Source organism: Pseudomonas sp. FG36 (assembly GCF_057809275.1).
Map to the genome: position 1 here is coordinate 149064 of NZ_JBMDJQ010000008.1, position 18713 is coordinate 167776.

Annotated in this window: 3 protein-coding genes; all 3 read right to left on the reverse strand. The window is 67.2% G+C overall.

Annotation, left to right across the window (positions count from 1 at the left end; all coding sequences use genetic code 11):
* Entirely contained in the window at window positions 1-14124 is a 14124-nt protein-coding gene (locus ACODS9_RS09165) for a non-ribosomal peptide synthase/polyketide synthase (protein WP_489093760.1), read from the reverse strand.
* Complete coding sequence (locus ACODS9_RS09170; RefSeq protein WP_489093761.1) at window positions 14121-17525, reverse strand: amino acid adenylation domain-containing protein; 3405 nt, start codon at window positions 17523-17525, stop codon at window positions 14121-14123. Before ACODS9_RS09170 ends, ACODS9_RS09165 begins: the two co-directional genes overlap by 4 nt.
* A 136-nt stretch (window positions 17526-17661) precedes the next feature.
* Window positions 17662-18645 carry a TauD/TfdA family dioxygenase gene (locus ACODS9_RS09175; RefSeq protein WP_489093762.1) on the reverse strand — a complete coding sequence of 328 codons (984 nt, stop codon included), beginning with the start codon at window positions 18643-18645 and terminating at the stop codon, window positions 17662-17664.
* Window positions 18646-18713: the final 68 nt, after the last annotated feature.

The window sequence follows — 18713 nt, forward strand, 5'->3', positions numbered from 1 at the left end:
TCAGACGCCCGCCATTTCATTCATCATTCTTTCGATATCGGACAAGCCGTCCTCGCTCAACGACAAGCCGGTGCTGGCACACGCCTGGGCAAAATCATTCAATTGCGGTTTCTCGAATAGCAGGCGCAGGGGGATGTCGATGCCCAGGCCAGAGTTGATCTTGGAAATCAGCTGGGCCGCCAGCAGCGAGTGCCCGCCCAGCTCGAAGAAGTCATCGCCCAGGCCCACCCGCTCGACCTGCAGCACCTCGGCCCAGAGCGCCGCCAGCTGCTGCTCCAGCTCACTGACCGGGGCCACGTAGGCCGGCTGCGACTGGCGGGTATCGGGGGCTGGCAGTGCCTTGCGGTCGAGCTTGCCGTTGGGCAGCAGCGGCATGCGCTCGAGCAGCACCAGGTACATCGGCACCATGTAGTCCGGCAGGCTGGCGCCCAGGTGCGCCTTCAGCTCGGCGCGCAGGGCATCCTCGGCCTCGGGCATGACGTTGGGCACCAGGTAGGCCGCCAGTTGCTTGCCGCCCGGGCCATCGATATCGACCACCAGCACTTCGCGCACCGCAGGGTGCTCGCGCAGGCGCGCCTCGATCTCGCCCAGCTCGATACGGAAGCCGCGGATCTTCACCTGGTGGTCGATACGCCCGGCGTACTCCACCACGCCGTGCTCGCGATAGCGCGCCAGGTCGCCGGTGCGGTACAGGCGCCCGCCCGGCGTCGTCGCGAACGGGTCGGGGATGAAGCGTTCGGCGGTCAGCCCCGGACGATTGTGATAGCCGCGGGCGAGCAGCTCGCCACCGACCAGCAGTTCACCGATGGCACCCGGCAGGGCCAGGTCGGCATCGGCGTCCACCAAGTGGATCGAGCGCCCGCCCAGGGCCTTGCCGATCGGGATCTGCACCGGCAGGGGTTGCTCGCCGGTGACATAGGCGCTGCAGTCGTGGCTCATGACGCTGACGGTGGCCTCGGTCGGCCCGTAGGTGTTGAGCAGCCGCACATGGCCGAGCCCGGCCTGTTGCCAGGCCAGCACGCCGTCGGCGGCCATGGCCTCGCCCCCCATGTGGATGCGCCGCAGCGAACCATAGTCGCGCGGGCCCTTGGCCGCAAAGTCCTTGGCCAGCAGGTACCAGTAGGCGGTCGGCAGGTCGGCGAAGGTGATGCCCTGGGTCACCACTTCACGGTAGAAGGTCTCGCTGTCCCACAGCGTCGGGCCACGCAGCACCACGCTGGCGCCGCAGATCAGCGCCGGGTAGAGCTGCTCGACGAAGGCGTCGAAGTTGAAGGTGGAGAACTGCAGCACCCGGTCGGCCGCCGACAGGCCGCAGAAACCCTGGGCGACATGGGCATGTCGGCTCAGCGCCGCGGCGCTGATGCCGACGCCCTTGGGGCGCCCTGTGGAACCGGAGGTGTACATGATGTACGCCAGGTTGTCGGGGTCGCCCAGCGCCGGCAGCGCATGGCTCGGCCAGGCATCGAGCGGCTCGCTGTCCAGGCACAGGCTGCGCACCTGCGGTGCCACGGCCAGGTCTTGCAGTTGCGCGCTGTGGCCGAGCAACAGGGCGATGCCGCTGTCCTCCATCATGTAGGCCAGGCGCTCGTGCGGGTAGTCGGGATCCAGCGGCACATAGGCGCCGCCGGCCTTGAGCACGCCCAGCAGGCCGACCACCATGTCCAGGCTGCGCGGCAGGGCGATGCCCACGCGCACGTCCGGGCCGATGCCCGCCTCGCGCAGGCGATGGGCCAGCTGGTTGGCGCGCAGATCCAAGGCCTGGTAGGTGAGCTGCTGCCCTTCGCAGATCAGCGCCGTAGCGTGCGGGGTACGCGCGGCCTGGTCGGCGATCAGCTGCTGCACGGTGCGCTGGTCAGGGTAGATCGCCTCGTGGCGGCTCCACTGCCCGAGGATCACCTGGCGCTGTGCCTCATCGAGCAGCGGCAGCTCGACGATCCGCTGGGCGGGCTGGGTGCTGACTGCCTGCAACAGGTTGAGCCAGTGCGCGGCCATGCGCTCGATAGTGGCGTGCTCGAACAGGTCGCTGACGTAGGTCAGGGTCGCACCGAGGCCGTGTTCGCTTTCGAAAGTATCCAGGGCCAGGTCGAGGTGCGCCGTGGGGTTGCCCCAGCTCAGGCCTTCGATGCTCAGCCCAGGCAGTTCGCGCCCCTGGTCCGAGCGTTGGGCCTGGTGGTTGAACATCACCTGGAACAGCGGATTGTGGCTCAGGCTGCGCTCCGGCTGCAGCGCTTCGACCAGTTGCTCGAACGGCAGGTCCTGGTGCGCCTGGGCCTGCAAGGCAGCGTGCTTGACCTGTTGCAGCAACGCGCTGAAGGTCGTGTGCAGCTCGAACTGCGCCTTGAGCACCTGGGTATTGACGAAGAAGCCGATCAAGCCTTCGGTCTCGGCCCGGGTGCGGTTGGCGATCGGCACGCCGACACGGATGTCGGCCTGCCCGGTCTGGCGGTGCAGCAAGCTCTGGAACGAAGCCAGCAGCAGCATGAACAGCGTCACCCCTTGCTGGCGCGCCTGCGCCTTCAAGGCCTGGACCAGCGGCGCCGGCACCTCGATGGCGAGGCTGCGACCGGCGTGGCTTTGCACAGTGGGCCGTGGATGATCGGTGGGCAGTTGCAGCACATAGTGCTCGCCGCCCAGCTGCGCCAGCCAGTAGTCCAGCTGGCGGGCCTGCTCGCCGGCCTCCATCCATTGGCGCTGCCAGACGGCATAGTCGGCGTACTGCACCGCCAAGGCCGGCTGTTCGGGTTGTCGGCCCTGGCTCAAGGCCAGGTAGGCGTCGACCACTTCATCGACCATGATCGGCATCGACCAGCCATCGGCGACGATATGATGCAGGGTCAGCACCAGCACGTGGTCGTCCTCGGCCAGGCGCAGCAGGCGTACTCGCAGCAGCGGCCCCTGGGTCAGGTCGAACGGGCGCTGGATCTCCCGAGCCACGCGCTCGCGGACCGCCTCGGTGGAGGTGTCCTGCAGGGATTCCATGACCAGGGTGAACGTCGCGGGCGCGTGGATACGCTGCTGCGCCTCGCCGCCTTGCTGATCGAAGGTGGTGCGCAGGCTCTCATGGCGAGCGATCAGGGTCTCGAAGGCCTGACGCAACGCCTCGGGGTTCAGTCGCCCCTTCAGTTGCAGGGCTGCAGGGATGTGGTAGGCGGCGCTATCCGGCTCCAGTTGCCAGAGGAACCACTGGCGCTGCTGGGCGTACGACAGCACCAGCGGCTGGTTGCGGTCCGCCACGGTAATGGCGGGGGCCTGGCTGGCCGCACCCTCGCCTGCGGCCTGGGCGAAGGCCTGCAGGTCGGCGGATTCGAACAGGCTGCGCAGCGACACTTCCACATTCAGGCGCTGGCGGATCCGCGAGGTGACCTGGGTAGCCAGCAACGAGTGGCCGCCGAGCTCGAAGAAGTTGTCGTGCAAGCCGACCTGCTCGACCTTGAGCACCTCGGACCAGATCGCCGCCAGTTGCTGCTCCAGTGCCGTGCGCGGTGCCACGTAGCCCTGTTGCAGTTGGCTGGCATCCGGCTTCGGCAGGGCCTTGCGATCCAGCTTGCCGTTGGCGGTCAATGGCCACTGCGCCAAGACCAGGAAGTGCGTCGGCACCATGTAGTCCGGCAGGTTGGCTTTGAGGTGCTGTTTCAGCGTATCGCGTAGGCTTGCATGGTCGACAGCTGGATCATTCGCGATCAGGTAGGCGGCCAGTTGCTTGCCCCCTGCCCCGTCGATATCCAGCACCAGCACTTCGCGCACGGCGGCGTGCTCTTGCAGGCGCGCTTCAATCTCGCCCAGTTCGATACGGAAACCACGGATCTTCACCTGGTGGTCGATCCGCCCCACGTACTCGATCACGCCCTGTTCGCGGTAACGCGCCAGGTCACCGGTGCGGTACAGGCGCCCGCCTTCGCTGGAGAACGGGTCCGGCACGAAGCGCTCGGCGGTCAGCGAGGCGCGGTTGTGGTAACCGCGTGCCAGGCCGGCGTGGCCGACATGCAGTTCACCCGTGCAGCCCTTGGCCACCGGATTGAAATCGGCGTCCAGCACGTACATCGATAGGTCCGGAATCGCGGCACCGATCGGGCTGCCCGCCTGGTGCGTGTCGGCGAAGCGGATCGGCCGGTAGGTCACATGCACCGTGGTCTCGGTGATGCCGTACATGTTGATCAGGTTGTCGCAATCCTCCCCGAAGCGCTCGAACCACGGTTGCAATGCAGCCACATCCAGCGCTTCGCCACCGAAGATCACGTAGCGCAGCGCCAGATCGGCAGTGCTGTCACAGGCCACACGCATCAGCGGCTTGAACGCTGATGGGGTCTGGTTCAGCACCGTCACGCCCTGCTCCACCAGCAACTGGTGGAAGTCCTCCGGCGAACGGGTCACTTCACGCGGCACGATCACCAAACGACCGCCGTGCAGCAGCGCACCGAAGATCTCCCATACCGAGAAGTCGAAGGCGTACGAGTGGAACAGCGTCCACACATCCTGCGGGCCGAAGCCGAACCAGGCATCGGTCGCCTTGAACAGGCGCAGCAGGTTGTGGTGCGGCAGCAGCGTGCCTTTCGGCTTGCCGGTGGAGCCCGAGGTGTAGATCACATAGGCCAGGTTGTCCGGCTGGGTCAGGTGCTCGGGGTTTTCGTCGCTGTAGCTGGCGAGATCATCTTCCAGTTTCAAGCTGCGCACATGCGCCGGCACCGGCAGACCGCCCAGCAAATGGCCTTGAGTCAGCAGCAGTGCGATGCCGCTGTCTTCCATCATGTAGCTCAGGCGGTCCTGCGGGTATTCCGGGTCCAGCGGCACATAGGCGCCCCCGGCCTTGAGGATCGCCAGCAGGCCGACAATCATCTCGAACCCGCGCTCCACGGCGATGCCCACCAGCACATCCGGCCCCACGCCCTGCGCGCGCAGTTTATGCGCCAAACGGTTGGCACGGCGGTTGAGCTGGTCATAGCTCAACGCCTGCCCGGCGAAGGTCACGGCGATCGCTTCAGGCGTGCGTGCCGCCTGCTGCTCGATCAGCACGTGAGCGCATTCGGAGCTTGGGTAACGTTGTACATGCGCTTGCCACTCATCCAGCTCGAGCGCATCGAGCAACGGCAACTGCGCCACGCGTTGGGCGCTGTCCTGGCAGATGCCCTGCAACAGATTGCGCCAGTACCTGCCCAGACGCTCGGCAGTGGCCGGATCGAACAATGCAGTGGCGTAGGTCAGGATGGCGCTCAACCCCGCGTCGTGCTCGACCGTGTTCAGGACCAGGTCGAACTGGGTGCTGCGGTCTTCCCAACCCAGCCCCTCGATCCGCAGCCCGGCCAGTTCCTGGGCCATGCCGGGGTTTTCCGCCTTGTGGTTGAACAGCACCTGGAACAGCGGGCTGTGGCTCAGGCTGCGCTCGGGCTGCAGCGCCTCGACCAGTTGCTCGAACGGCAGGTCCTGGTGCGCCTGAGCCTGCACGGCAGTGTGCCGGACCTGTTGCAGCAACCCGGCGAAGGTGGTCTGCGGCGCGAACTCGGCCTTGAGCACCTGGGTATTGACGAAGAAGCCGATCAGGCCCTCGGTCTCGGCCCGGTTGCGGTTGGCGACCGGGACGCCGACGCGCACCTGCGATTGACCACTGAGGCGGTGCAGCAGCACCTGGAACGAGGCCAGCAACAGCATGAACAGGGTCACGCCCTGTTGCCGTGCGGTGGCTTTCAGCGCCTCGGCGAGTTCCGGCTCCAGGTGGATATCCAGGCGTGCCCCGGCATGACTCAACTGCAACGGGCGTGGGCGGTCGGCAGGCAACTCCAGCACCGGTTGCTCGTCGCCCAGTTGCCCGCGCCAGTAGTCAAGCTGGCGCGCCTGCTCGCCCGCCGCCATCCATTGGCGCTGCCAGGCGGCATAATCGGCGTACTGGAACGCCAGGGCCGGCAGTTGTGCCTCGTCGCCCTGACGGTACCCGGCATACAGACGCACCACTTCATCGACCATGATCGGCATCGACCAACCATCGGCGACGATATGGTGCAGGGTCAGTACCAACACATGCTCGTCGGCGGCCAGACGCAGCAGACGGGCGCGCAGCAACGGGCCGTGCTCCAGGTCGAACGGCTGCGCGGTCTCCTGCGCAACTCGCGCCTGCAGTGCCTCGCTCGCCACCGTCTCGACCGGCAGGTCGAAGTCACCTGCGGCATGGATGCGTTGCCAGGCCTGTTCACCTTCCTGATGGAAGGTAGTACGCAGGGTTTCGTGACGGGCGATCAGCGCGGCGAAGCTGCTGCGCAGTGCCTCGATATCCAGCTCGCCTTGCAGGCGCAGGGCCGAAGGGATGTTGTAGGCAGCACTGGCCGGCTCCAGCTGCCAGAGGAACCACTGGCGCTGCTGGGCGTAGGACAAGGCCAGCGGCTGGTTGCGGTCCACGACGGTGAACGCCGGCGCCTGGCTGGCCGCACCCTCGCTTGCGGCCTGGGCGAAGGCCTGCAGGTCGGCGGATTCGAACAGGCTGCGCAGCGACACTTCCACATTCAGGCGCTGGCGAATCCGCGAGGTGACCTGGGTGGCCAGCAACGAGTGGCCGCCGAGCTCGAAGAAGTTGTCGTGCAAGCCGACTTGTTCGACCTTCAGCACCTCGCTCCAGATCGCCGCCAGTTGCTGCTCCAGCGCCGAGCGTGGGGCCACGTAGCCCTGTTGCAGTTGGCTGGCGTCCGGCTTGGGCAGGACCTTGCGGTCTAGTTTGCCGTTGGCGGTCAATGGCCACCGGTCCAAGACCAGGAAGTGCGTCGGCACCATGTAGTCCGGCAGGTTGGCTTTGAGGTGCTGTTTCAGCGTGTCACGCAGGTTTGCGTGATCTGCATTCGCGTCCTGGGCAATCAGGTAGGCCGCCAGTTGCTTGCCCCCTGCCCCGTCGATATCCAGCACCAGCACTTCACGCACCGCCGCATGCTCTTGAAGGCGGGCTTCGATCTCGCCCAGCTCGATACGGAAGCCACGGATCTTCACCTGGTGGTCGATCCGGCCCACGTACTCGATCACGCCCTGTTCGCGGTAACGCGCCAGGTCGCCGGTGCGGTACAGGCGCCCGCCCTCGCTGGAGAACGGGTCCGGCACGAAGCGTTCGGCGGTCAGCGAGGCGCGGTTGTGGTAACCCCGCGCCAGGCCGGCGTGGCCGACATGCAGCTCGCCGGTGCAGCCCTTGGCCACCGGATTGAAATCGGCGTCCAGCACGTACATCGACAAGTCCGGGATCGCCGCGCCGATCGGGCTGCCCGTCTGTTGCGTGTCGGCAAAGCGGATCGGCCGGTAAGTCACGTGCACCGTGGTCTCGGTGATGCCGTACATGTTGATCAGGTTGTCGCAGCCCTCGCCGAAGCGCTCGAACCACGGTTGCAACGCGGCCACGTCCAGGGCTTCGCCACCGAAGATCACGTAGCGCAGCGAAAGGTCGGATGCACTGTCACAGGCCACGCGCATCAGCGGCTTGAACGCCGATGGGGTCTGGTTCAGCACGGTCACGCCCTGCTCCACCAGCAACTGGTGGAAGTCTTCCGGCGAACGGGTCACTTCACGCGGGACGATGACAAGACGGCCACCGTGCAGCAGCGCGCCGAAGATCTCCCACACCGAGAAGTCGAAGGCGTACGAGTGGAACAGCGTCCACACATCCTGCGGGCCGAAGCCGAACCAGGCATCGGTGGCCTTGAACAGACGCAGCAGGTTGTGGTGTGGCAGCAAGGTGCCTTTTGGCTTGCCGGTGGAGCCCGAGGTGTAGATCACATAGGCCAGGTTGTCCGGCTGGGTCAGGTGCTCGGGGTTTTCGTCGCTGTAGCCAGCCAGATCATCTTCGAGAGACAGGCTGCGTACGTGCGCCGGCACCGGCAGATCGGCCAGCAAATGGCCTTGAGTCAGCAGCAACTGAATGCCGCTGTCTTCCATCATGTAGCTCAGGCGATCCTGCGGGTACTCCGGATCCAGCGGCACATAGGCGCCACCGGCCTTGAGGATCGCCAGCAGGCCGACGATCATCTCGAAACCACGCTCCACCGCGATGCCCACCAGCACATCCGGCCCCACGCCCTGCGCGCGCAGCTTGTGCGCCAGGCGGTTGGCACGGCGGTTGAGCTGGTCATAGCTCAACGCCTGCCCGGCGAAGGTCACGGCGATCGCTTCAGGCGTGCGCGCCGCCTGCGCTTCGATCAGCTCCTGGGTGCAAGCCGTAGTTGGATAGCTGGCAACCACCTGTTGGTCTTCCACCGGCAGGCTAAGCGCACCCAGGGCACGCCGACCATCAGCCGCCAACTGCGCGAGCAGGTGCTGGAAGTGCCCCGCCAACTGGTCGATGGCCAGCTCGCTGAAGCACTGGCGATCGAAACTGAAGCTCGCCTCCAGGCGCTCGCCCACCTGCACCACCAGGGTCAACGGGTAGTTGGTCTGCTCCTGGTTCTGCACCTCGCCGAACTGCAGGCCTTGCGGCGCGCCCTGTTGCAGCGCCTCGGCGACCGGGTAGTTCTCGAATACCAGAATGTTGTCGAACAGCGCCTCGCCGCTCCAGCCGGCCCAGCGCTGGATCTCGTACAACGGCGTGTGCTCGTGCTCGCGCAGGGCCAGGTTTAGCGCCTGCACCTGCTGCACCCAGTCGCCCACGGTCTGTTCCGGGCGTGGGCTGGCGACCACCGGCAAGGTGTTGATGAACAGCCCCAGCTGCTCCTCGACGCCCGCGAGCTCCGCCGGGCGGCCGGCCACGGTGGCGCCGAAGGTCACGCTGGCCTGGCCGGTGTAGCGTTGCAACAGCAACAGCCACGCAGCCTGGACCAGGGTGTTGAGGGTGACCCGCTGTTCCCGGGCGAAATCCGCCAACTGCTGGGTCTGCTGCGGCTCGAAGCGCAGCGCCAGGCTGCCATGGCCTCGCCCTTGGGCCGAGGACTTGAACGCCTGTACCAGTCGCGTTGGCTCGTCCAGCTCGGCCACCTGGGCGCGCCAGAAGGTTTCGCTGGCCTGCTGGTCCTGGCCTTGCAGCCACTGGATATAGTCGCGATAGCGGCTGGTCCTGGCGCTCGGGGCGACGCCGCTGTAACGCTGCAGCACTTCGCCGAGCAGGCGTGAGCTGCTCCAGCCGTCCATCAGGATATGGTGGCTGGTGTAGATCAGGTGATGGCCGCCGTCCGCCGTGCGGAGCAGTGTCAGGCGCAGCAGCGGGCCGCTGGCCAGATCGAAGCCGGCCTGGCGCTCGGCCTGGGCCACGGCGTCCGGATCCTGGGCCTGGTCGAGTTCGACGAACGGCACCTGCACCTGGCGCCGCACTACTTGTACCGGCAACGGCAGGTCCTGCGGGAAGCAGCTGCGCAGCACTTCGTGGTTGTCCACCACCGCCTGCCAGGCCGCGCGGAAGCGCGCCACATCCAGACCCTGCACGTTCACGCGCAGCTGGTTGATGTAGTTGCCCGCGTCCTGCTCGTAGAGGCTATGGAACAGCATGCCCTGCTGCATCGGCGACAGCGGATAGAGGTCTTCGATTTCCCCCGCAGCCAGTGGCAGGCTGTCCAGTTGCGCCTGGGTCAGCTCGGCCAGCGGGAAGTCCGATGGCGTGACGCCCTGGTGCGGCGCCTGGGCGCAATGCTCGACCAGCTCGGCCAGCACCTGCTCGTAGCGGCGCGCCAGGGCCTCGATGGTCTCTGGATGGAAGACCTCGCGGCTGAAGCTCCAGTCCAGCTCCAGCTCGCCCTGGTAGACCTGGCCGTTGATACCGAGCCAGTTGCCCAGCGGGCTGTCCAGGTCCTGGGTGGCGCCACTGCCCTCGCTGGCTGGGGTGTACAGAGCACCCTCGGCCTGGGCGAAGCTGCCGTCGAACTGGCCGAGATAGTTGAAGGTCACCCGTGGCTGCGGCAGCGCCTGCAAGCGCTCACGCATGTCGGGCTCGCCAAGGTAGCGCAGCACACCATAGCCGATGCCTTTGTTCGGCACCGCACGCAGTTGTTCCTTGATCGCGCACAGCCCCTCGCCAAGCCCTTGGGCCGGTGTCAGGCGTACCGGGAACAGGCTGCTGAACCAGCCGAGGGTGCGGCTGAGGTCCAGCTCCGGGAACAGGTCCTCGCGGCCATGGCCTTCGAGCTGGATCAGTACCGAATTCTCTCGGGTCCAGTCGCACAGTACCCGTGACAAGGCCGCCAGCAGCAGGTCATTGACCTGGGTGCGGTAGGCGGCAGGGGCCACCTGCAGCAGCTTGCGGGTCAAGGTTGCGTCCAGGCGCGACGAGGCATGGGCGAGGTGACGATTGGTCTGGGCGCCCGCCGGGTTATCGCGGGGCAACTCGCCGCCAGCGGCTTCAAAGTCGCGCAGCCAGTGGTCGGCCTCGGCCAGCAGTTCCGGGCTGCGGGCATAGGCGCCAAGGCGCTCGGCCCAGGCCTTGAGCGAGCTGCTCTTGGCTGCCAGTGTCACCGCCTTGCCGGCGGCCAGGGCCGTGTAGGCCAGTTGCAGGTCTTCCAGCAGTACCCGCCAGGACACGCCGTCGACCACCAGGTGGTGGATCACCAGCAGCAAGCGCTGCTGGCCTTCGGGCAGTTCTACCAGCAGCGCTCGTAGCAGCGGCCCCTGGGCCAGGTCGAGGCTGCGCTGGGCCTGCTCGGCCAAGGCCGGCAGCTCGGACAGGTCACTCAGTTGACGAACCCAGAGGATGTCGTCGGCCTTGGTAGGCTGGAACTCGGCCTGCCAGGCCTCGCCCTGGGTGAAGCGCAGGCGCAAGGCGTCGTGCTGAGCGACCAGCGCCTGCAATGCGCCTTGCAGGTGGTCAGCGCCAAGGGCCTGGGTCGGCTTGAGCAGCAAGGCCTGGTTCCAGTGTTGACGCTCGGGGATAGCGGTTTCGAAGAAGCGCGCCTGGATCGGCAGCAATGGCATCGAACCACTGACCTGCTCGGCCGCCACGGCCTTTTTCTCGATGCGCTTGGCCACCGCCGCCAGCTGGCCGATGGTCTGTTTCTCGAACAGTTGCTTGGGGCTGAGCTTGATACCCTGGCGCTTGGCCCGAGCGATGATCTGCAGGCTGAGAATCGAGTCGCCGCCCAGCTCGAAGAAGTTGTCGGTGCTGCCGACCTGGTCGAGCTTGAGCACCTCGGCCCAGATGGCCGCCAGGGCCTCTTCGATCTCGCCGACCGGCGCCGTGTACTGACGCCGGGCGACGCCCGGCGCCGGCAAGGCGCGCTTGTCCAGCTTGCCGTTGGCGGTCAGCGGCAGGCGGTCAAGGACCAGGACCTGCGCCGGCACCATGTAGTCCGGCAGCCGATCCTGCAGTTGCTGGCGCAAGGCTTCACCCTGCAGGCCCTGGCCCACGCACCAGCCCACCAGTTGCAGGCGACTTTCGTCGCCTTCCACCGGCTGCGCCAGGACCACCGCTTCGGCGACCCCTTCCAGCCCCCGCAGCACCCGCGCCACCTCGGCCGGCTCGACGCGATAACCGCGCACCTTGACCTGGTCGTCAGCGCGGCCGATGAATTCCACTTGGCCCGAACGATTACGCCGCACCCGGTCGCCGCTGCGGTACAGGCGCTGGCCAGACCGTGTCGGGTCCGGCAGGAAGCGTTCGGCGGTCAGGCCCGGCTGGCCCAGGTAGCCCTGGGCCACGCTGGCGCCACCGATGTACAGCTCACCGGCGACCTGGTCGGCTACCGGGTTGAGCACATCGTCGAGCAGCAGCACATGGGCGCCCGGCAAGGGCTCGCCCACCGGCACGACGCGGGCGCCCTCGGCGAGCGCGGCCACTTCATGGGTCAGCACGCCGACCGTCGTCTCGCTCGGGCCATAGTGGTTGATCAGGCGGCAGCCCGGCTTGAGCCGGCGTACCTGCTCCACCAGGGCTGGCGTGCAGGCCTCGCCACCGACGATCAGTGCATGCTGGGGCAGCACATCGGCGGGGTTGCCGGCTTGCAGCAACGCCGCCAGGTGGCCGGGGACGATCTTCAGCACGCCGACCTGGTGCTCGGCCATGTAGCGGGCGAAGGCGTCCGGGTCGAAGCCCAGCGCCTCGGGCAGTACATGCAGCAGGCGCCCGGCACACAGGGCACCGAACAGCACGGTGTGACCGAGATCGGCGGCGATGGTCGAAACCAGCGCCATGCTCGCCCCCGGCGCAGGCGCCAGGCGTTCGAGCAGGCCGGCGACGTAGCTGGCCAGGGCGCCATGGCTGACCAGTACGCCCTTGGGCTGGCCGGTGGAGCCGGAGGTGTGGATCACGTAGGCCGGCGATTCGGCCCACAGCGTGAGCGCCGGTGCGTTGGCCGGCAGGTCCTGCCATTGTTCGGGGACATAGGCCAAGGTCAGGCGATCGGCGGCGGCCAGGCTGGCCAGTCGCGCATCGCCAGCGGCGCACAGCAGCACCTTGGCTTGCGCGGCGTCGAGCATCTGCCGCAGGCGCGTTTCAGGCGCCTTGGTGTCCAGCGGCATGTACACGGCGCCAGCCTTGAGGATACCGAGCATGCAGGTCAGCCAGTCCAGCGAACGCTCCATCAGCACCGCAACCGGTTGGCCGCTGACCACACCCTGCTGTTGCAGGTGATGGGCCAGGCGGTTGGCGGCCTGGTCCAGGGCGGCGAAGCTCAGGCTGTGCTCCAGGCTGCAAGCGGCAAGCGCCTCGGGCTGCCGGTGCACCTGCTGCTGCCACTGCTCCAGCACCAGCGCCGGCACTTCACGCTGCGGCGCCTGCTCGCTGCGCAGCGGCGCGGCCAGGCGGTGCAGCGGCAGCTGCGGGGCATCGAGCAGTTGGCCCAGCAACTCGATGAAGGCCGGGATGAAGGCCTCGACGGTCGAACGCTGGTAGAGGTCGCTGGCGAAGGTCATTTCGCCATGGATCAGTTGGCCGTCGTCGGTGATGTCCAACGCCAGGTCGAAGTGGGTGCCGACCTTGTCCAGCGGGTACTCGGCGACACTCAGGCCCGGCAAGGCCAGCGAGCGCTGGCGCTGCATGCCGACGTTCTGGTTGAACTTGACCTGGAACAGCGGGTTGTGGCCGAGGTTGCGCTCCGGCACCAGCGCGTCCACCAGTTGCTCGAACGGCAGCTCCTGGTGCGCCTGGGCGCCGAGCACCGCTTCGCGCACCTGGGCCAGCAGGTCATCGAAGCTCAGGCGCTCGTCCACCTGGCAGCGCAGCACCTGGGTGTTGACGAAGAAGCCGATCAGCCCCTCGACCTCGGCACGGCCGCGGTTGGCGTTGGGCACGCCGATGCGGATATCGCGCTGCCCGGCCTGGCGTGACAGGAACAGCGAGAAGCCGGTCAGCACCAGCATGAACAGGGTCATGCCCTGGGCGCGGGCATAGCCGCCCAGGCGTCGGGACAGTTCGACACCGAAATCGAAGACCAGGGTCTGGCCGTCGAAGCTCTGGGTCAGTGGTCGCGGGTAGTCCGCGGCGACCTCCAGCAGCGGTTGCTCATCGCCCAACTGCTGGCGCCAGTAGTCGAGCTGGCGCGCGCCCTCGCCGGCCTCCAGCCAGCTGCGCTGCCAGATGGCGTAGTCGGCGTACTGCACCGCCAGCGCCGGCAACTGCGGCGCGTGGCCCTGGGTGAACGCCTGGTAGCTGTGCACGAACTCCTTGACCATCACGTCCATCGACCAGCCGTCGGAGACGATGTGGTGCATGCTCACCAGCAGCACATAGTCTTCGGCCGCCAAGCGGTACAAAGTGGCGCGCAGCAGCGGCCCATGCAGCAGGTCGAACGGCAGGTGGCTGGCCTCGCGCACCCGCGTGGCCAGCTCCGCCTCACGCTGGTCAGTGGCGATGGCGGTGAGGTCGACCTGTTCCAGGGGCACGGCCAAATGCTCCAGGATCACCTGGCGGGGCTGTTCGCCCTCGACCTGGAACACCGTGCGCAGCGCCTCGTGGCGCGTCGCCAGGAAGTCGAATGAGCGCTGCAGCGCCGACACGTCGAGCCGACCGTTCAGGCGCAGGCCAGCAGCCATGTTGTAGGCCGCGCTGTGCGGCTCCAGCTGCCAGAGGAACAGCAGGCGCTGCTGGGCGAAGGACAAGGGGATGCTGGCGAAGTCGTGCCGCGACTCGACCACCGGCAACAGGCTGAAGTCCTTGCCGTCCTCACGCAGCTTGGCGAGGAACTGCCGGCGCTGCTCCAGGGGCAGGCTGACGAACCGTTTCGCAATGCGTACCGCCATGTTGCCACTCATGCCTCAACCCCTTCCAAGGAACCCAGGAACGCGTCCATATCCGACCAGTCGTCATCCGTATCGCCACCCTGCAGCCGGGCCAGCTCGGCGGCCAGGTCACCCAGCGCCGGTTGTTCGAACAGGCTGCGCAATGGCAGCACCAGGCCCAGCTGATCCTTGATCCGCGCCAGCACCTGAGCGGCCAGCAACGAGTGCCCGCCGAGTTCGAAGAAGTGATCGTCCAGGCCAACCTTCGGCACGTTCAGCACGTCCATCCAGATCTGCGCCAGTTGTTGCTCGACGGCGCTCTGCGGCGCCCGGTATTCGGCCTGCAACGCACTCGGGTCCGGTGCTGGCAAGGCCTTGCGGTCCAGCTTGCCGCTGGGCGTGAGGGGCAGGCGCGGCAACAGCAGCAGGTGGCCGGGCACCATGTACTCGGGCAGGCGGGCCTTGAGCAGGCTGCGCACCTGCTGGCGCAAGCGCGCCTGCTCGGCGGCATCCTGTTCGGCGGCGTCAGGCACCACATAGGCCACCAGTTGCAGGCCGCCGGTCATGGGCAGGGCCAGCACCACCGCTTCGCGAACCCCCGGGCACTGTTGCAGGCGCGCCTCGATCTCGCCGAGCTCGATGCGGAAACCGCGCACCTTGACCTGGTGATCGACGCGGCCGATGTACTCGATGGCGCCATCGACGCCCAGACGCGCGCGGTCGCCGGTGCGATACAGGCGTTCGCCCTGGGCGAACGGGTCGGCGACGAAGCGCTGGGCAGTCAGTGATGGCTGGCCGTGGTAGCCACGGGCCAGGCCCGGGCCGCCGATGTAGAGCTCGCCCACCGCGCCCTGGGGCAGCAGTTCGAGGTCATCGTCGAGGATGTACAGGCGACGCTGCGCCAGGCCCTGGCCAATGGGGATGCCACGCCAGGACACTGCCTCATGGCCAAGCCCGGTGCAGTCGTGAATGGTCGAGACCACCGTGGCCTCGGTCGGGCCATAGGTGTTGAGCAGGCGCACATGGCCGAGCCCGGCCAGTTGCCACAGGCGCAGCCCGTCCACCGCCATCGCCTCGCCGCCGACGTGGATCTGGCGCAGCGCGCCGTAGCTGGCCGGCGGACGCGCGGCGAAGTCCTGCACCAGCCAGTACCAGTAGGCGGCCGGCAGGTCGGCGAGGGTCACGCCGTGCTCGATCAGCACTTCGTGCAGGGCGGCGCTGTCCCACAGGCGGGTATCGCGCAGCACCACGCAGGCGCCATGGCACAGCGGCGGGAAGAACTGCTCGACGAAACCATCGAAGCTGCTGGTGGCGAACTGCAGCACCCGGTCGCCTTCGCGCAGGTCGCTGTAGTCGATGGCGCGGGCAATGAACTCGCTCAGGGCGCCGTGGCTGATCGCCACGCCCTTGGGCCGGCCGGTGGAGCCGGAGGTGTAGATCACATAGGCCAGGTTGTCGGGCACGACGGTCAGCGGCAGGTCAGCGACCGGCTCGTCTTCCAGTTTCAGCTGGTCCAGGCACAGGCAGCGCACTGCCTCCCGCGCCGGCAGGCCAGGCAGCTGTGCGGAAGTGGTCAACAGCCACTGCAGGCCGCTGTCCTCGAGTACATGGCCGAGGCGCTCGGATGGGGCTTGCAGGTCCAGCGGCACATAGGCGCCACCGGCCTTGAGCACGGCCAGCAGGGCCACGGCCAGGTCCAGCGAACGATCCAGGGCCACGCCGACCAGGCTGTCGGGGCCAACGCCCTGGCGGCGCAGGTAATGGGCCAGGCGATTGCTCCGGGCGTTGAGCTCGGCATAGCGCATCGACGGCGCCTCGGCGCCATTGGCCAGGATCAGCGCCAGCGCCTCGCCGCTGCGCGCGGCCTGGGCTTCGAACAGGCGCTGCACCGGCTCCCACGGTGCCACATCGGCCACCGGGCACAGCAACGCCTGGCGCTCGGCCTCGGCCAGCATCGGCAGCTCGCCCAGGCGCTGGCGCGGATCGTTGCACACCGCGCGCAGCAGGTTGCGCCAGTGCCCGGCCAGGGCACTGATGGTGGCTTCATCGAAGATATCGGTGGCATAGGTGAAGGCGGCGAACACCTGCTCGCCCTCCTCCCGGGTATCGAGCATCAGGTCACTGGTGGCCGCATGCTGGCGGCGGCTGCCGGCCAGTTGCTCGGCGCTCAGGTAGCCCACGCGCAGGCCGCAGTCCAGGCGCACGTCCTTGAGGTCGGTGACCAGCGGCTGGTGGTTGAACATCACCTGGAACAGCGGCGTGTGGCTCTGACTACGCTGGGGCTGCAAGGCCTCGATCAGCGCGTCGAACGGCAGGTCCTGATGCGCCTGGGCGCCGACCGAGGCCTGATGCAGGCTGTGCAGCAGGTCGCTGAATGGCGTCTGCGCGCTGAACTGACTGCGCAGCACCTGGGTGTTGACGAAAAAGCCGACCAGCCCCTCGGTTTCGCTGCGGTTGCGGTTGGCGATCAGGCCGCCGACGCGGATGTCGGCCTGCCCGCTGTAGCGGTGCAGCAGGGTCTTGAACACCGCCAGCAGCACCGTGGACAGGGTCACGCCGTGCTGCTGGGCCAGTTGCTTGAGATCTTCGCGCAGGCCAGCGTCGAGCACCAGCTCCAGGCGCTCGCCCAGGTGGCTGGGCTGGGCCGGATAAGGCCGGTCGGTCGGCAGCTCCAGCAACGGGTGCTCGTCGCCCAGTTGCTCGCGCCAGTAGTCCAGCTGGCGCTCGCGCTCACCGGCCTCCAGCCAGCTGCGCTGCCACAGCGCGTAGTCGCGGTAGTGCACCTTGATTTCCGCCAGCGCAGGCTCGCGCCCCGCCACCAGGGCGTCGTAGCTGCGCATGAATTCGTCGATCAGGACGTTCATCGACCAGCCGTCGGCGATGATGTGATGCAGGGTCAGCAGCAGCACATGCTCCTGGGGCGCCAGGCGCAGCAGGGCGATGCCGAACAGCGGGCCGCGCTCGAGGTCGAAGGCCTGGGTCGCCTGGGCCGCCATCTGCTGGTGGGCGCGCTCCCAGCGCGTGGTTTCGGGCAGGTCGGCCAGGTCGAACAGCTGGATGCCTACCTGCGGTGGCTCGGCCACACGCTGCACGGCGCGCTCGCCGTCCTGGGCGAAGGTGGTGCGCAGGCATTCGTGGCGACCGACCAGCAAGGTGAAGGCCCGCTCCAGCGCCTGGACCTGCAACTCGCCTTCCAGGCGCACGGCCATCGGCAGGTTGTAGGCGGCACTGCGGGGTTCCAGCTGCCAGAGGAACCACATGCGCTGCTGGGCGTAGGACAGGCCGTCGCGCTCGCTCAGGCCAACACAGGACGACATGGGCAACTGCGCGAAATCGATACCCTCGCGTCGCATCCCTTCGAGGAACAAGCGACGCTTGTCCAGGGGCAACTCGATGAAACGGCGGGAAAGTTTCTGGGCGTCTGCGGCATTCATGTGTGGGGTCCTTGCTGATCGGCGGCGCGACCGGAAGGTCCGGGCGCATCAACAAGAACGAATGGGCGGGGGGATGATTTAGCGGGTATCGAGCCTGAAAAGCCTGGGGCTGCGCGGCAGCCCCAGCGTCGACAGGTCAGGCCTGGTCCAGCGAGTGCCCCTCGGCCATCGCCACGATCACCTTGCGCGGGCCCTCGAAAGGCGCGCGGGCATGAGCGGCGAGCATGTTGTCGAGCATCATCACGTCGCCTTCCTGCCAGAGGAAGCTGATCTTGCAGTCCTCGAGCACCGCACGGATCTCGTCGAGCACTTCATCCTCGATGGGCGAACCGTCACCGTAGTAGACGTTACGCGGCAGGTCTTCCTCGTCGACGATATCCAGCAGGCTTTCCCGCACCTCGGGCGGCAGGTTGGAAATATGGAACAGGTGCGCCTGGTTGAACCAGACCTTGTCGCCGGTGACCGGGTGCTCGGCCACCGCCTGGCATACCTGGCGGGTGCGCAGCTCACCGTCGTCCTTCCATTCACAGGTGATGCCGTGGGCCTTGCAGTAGGCCTCGACCTCCTGCGGATCCTCGGTATTGAACACATCCTCCCAGGACACATCCAGGCCGTTGCCGAAGTTGCGCACGTACATCAGGCCCTTGCTGACGAAACGCTCGCGAATGTGCGCCGGCACCTTGCGGTAAACCTCGCGACTGTCGGCAATCGGCGTCTGGCCACCGGACTTTGCGGCAATCATGCTGTAGAACCAGATTTTCATCGGCCAGTCGCGAGAGTAGGCCTGCTCGTTGTGCAACGGAATGTGCTGGTGCGCCGGATACTCGGTGGAGGTGTAGACCCCCTGGGTGACGTTGGTGCGCGGCGTGGAGCCGAACTCGTAGTTGAGCAGCGGATGGCCGAAACTGGCGGCGAACTGACGGAACTGTTCGGCGCCCTCCAGGCGGAAACCGCGGAACAGGATGCCGCCATCGCGCAACAGGTGCTCGTCCACCAGCGCCTTGAGCTCATCGAACACGTCCAGCAGGCTGGTGTCGTCGTCACCGGCCTCCACCAGCAATGGCAAACGTCCCTGCTCCGGCAATAGCGGACGCACTGTAAATCCCACAGCAACACCCATGACGGGCCTCCTGTACACACCTAAGGAAAAGGGAGCGACGGCCCAGGGGCACGCTCGCATCCGGTGAT

What these genes read in the sequence shown, in the direction of transcription:
- ACODS9_RS09165 (WP_489093760.1), bottom strand. Translation starts at nt 14,124, where the DNA reads ATGAGTGGCAACATGGCGGTACGCATTGCGAAACGGTTCGTCAGCCTG.
- ACODS9_RS09170 (WP_489093761.1), bottom strand. Translation starts at nt 17,525, where the DNA reads ATGAATGCCGCAGACGCCCAGAAACTTTCCCGCCGTTTCATCGAGTTG.
- ACODS9_RS09175 (WP_489093762.1), bottom strand. Translation starts at nt 18,645, where the DNA reads ATGGGTGTTGCTGTGGGATTTACAGTGCGTCCGCTATTGCCGGAGCAG.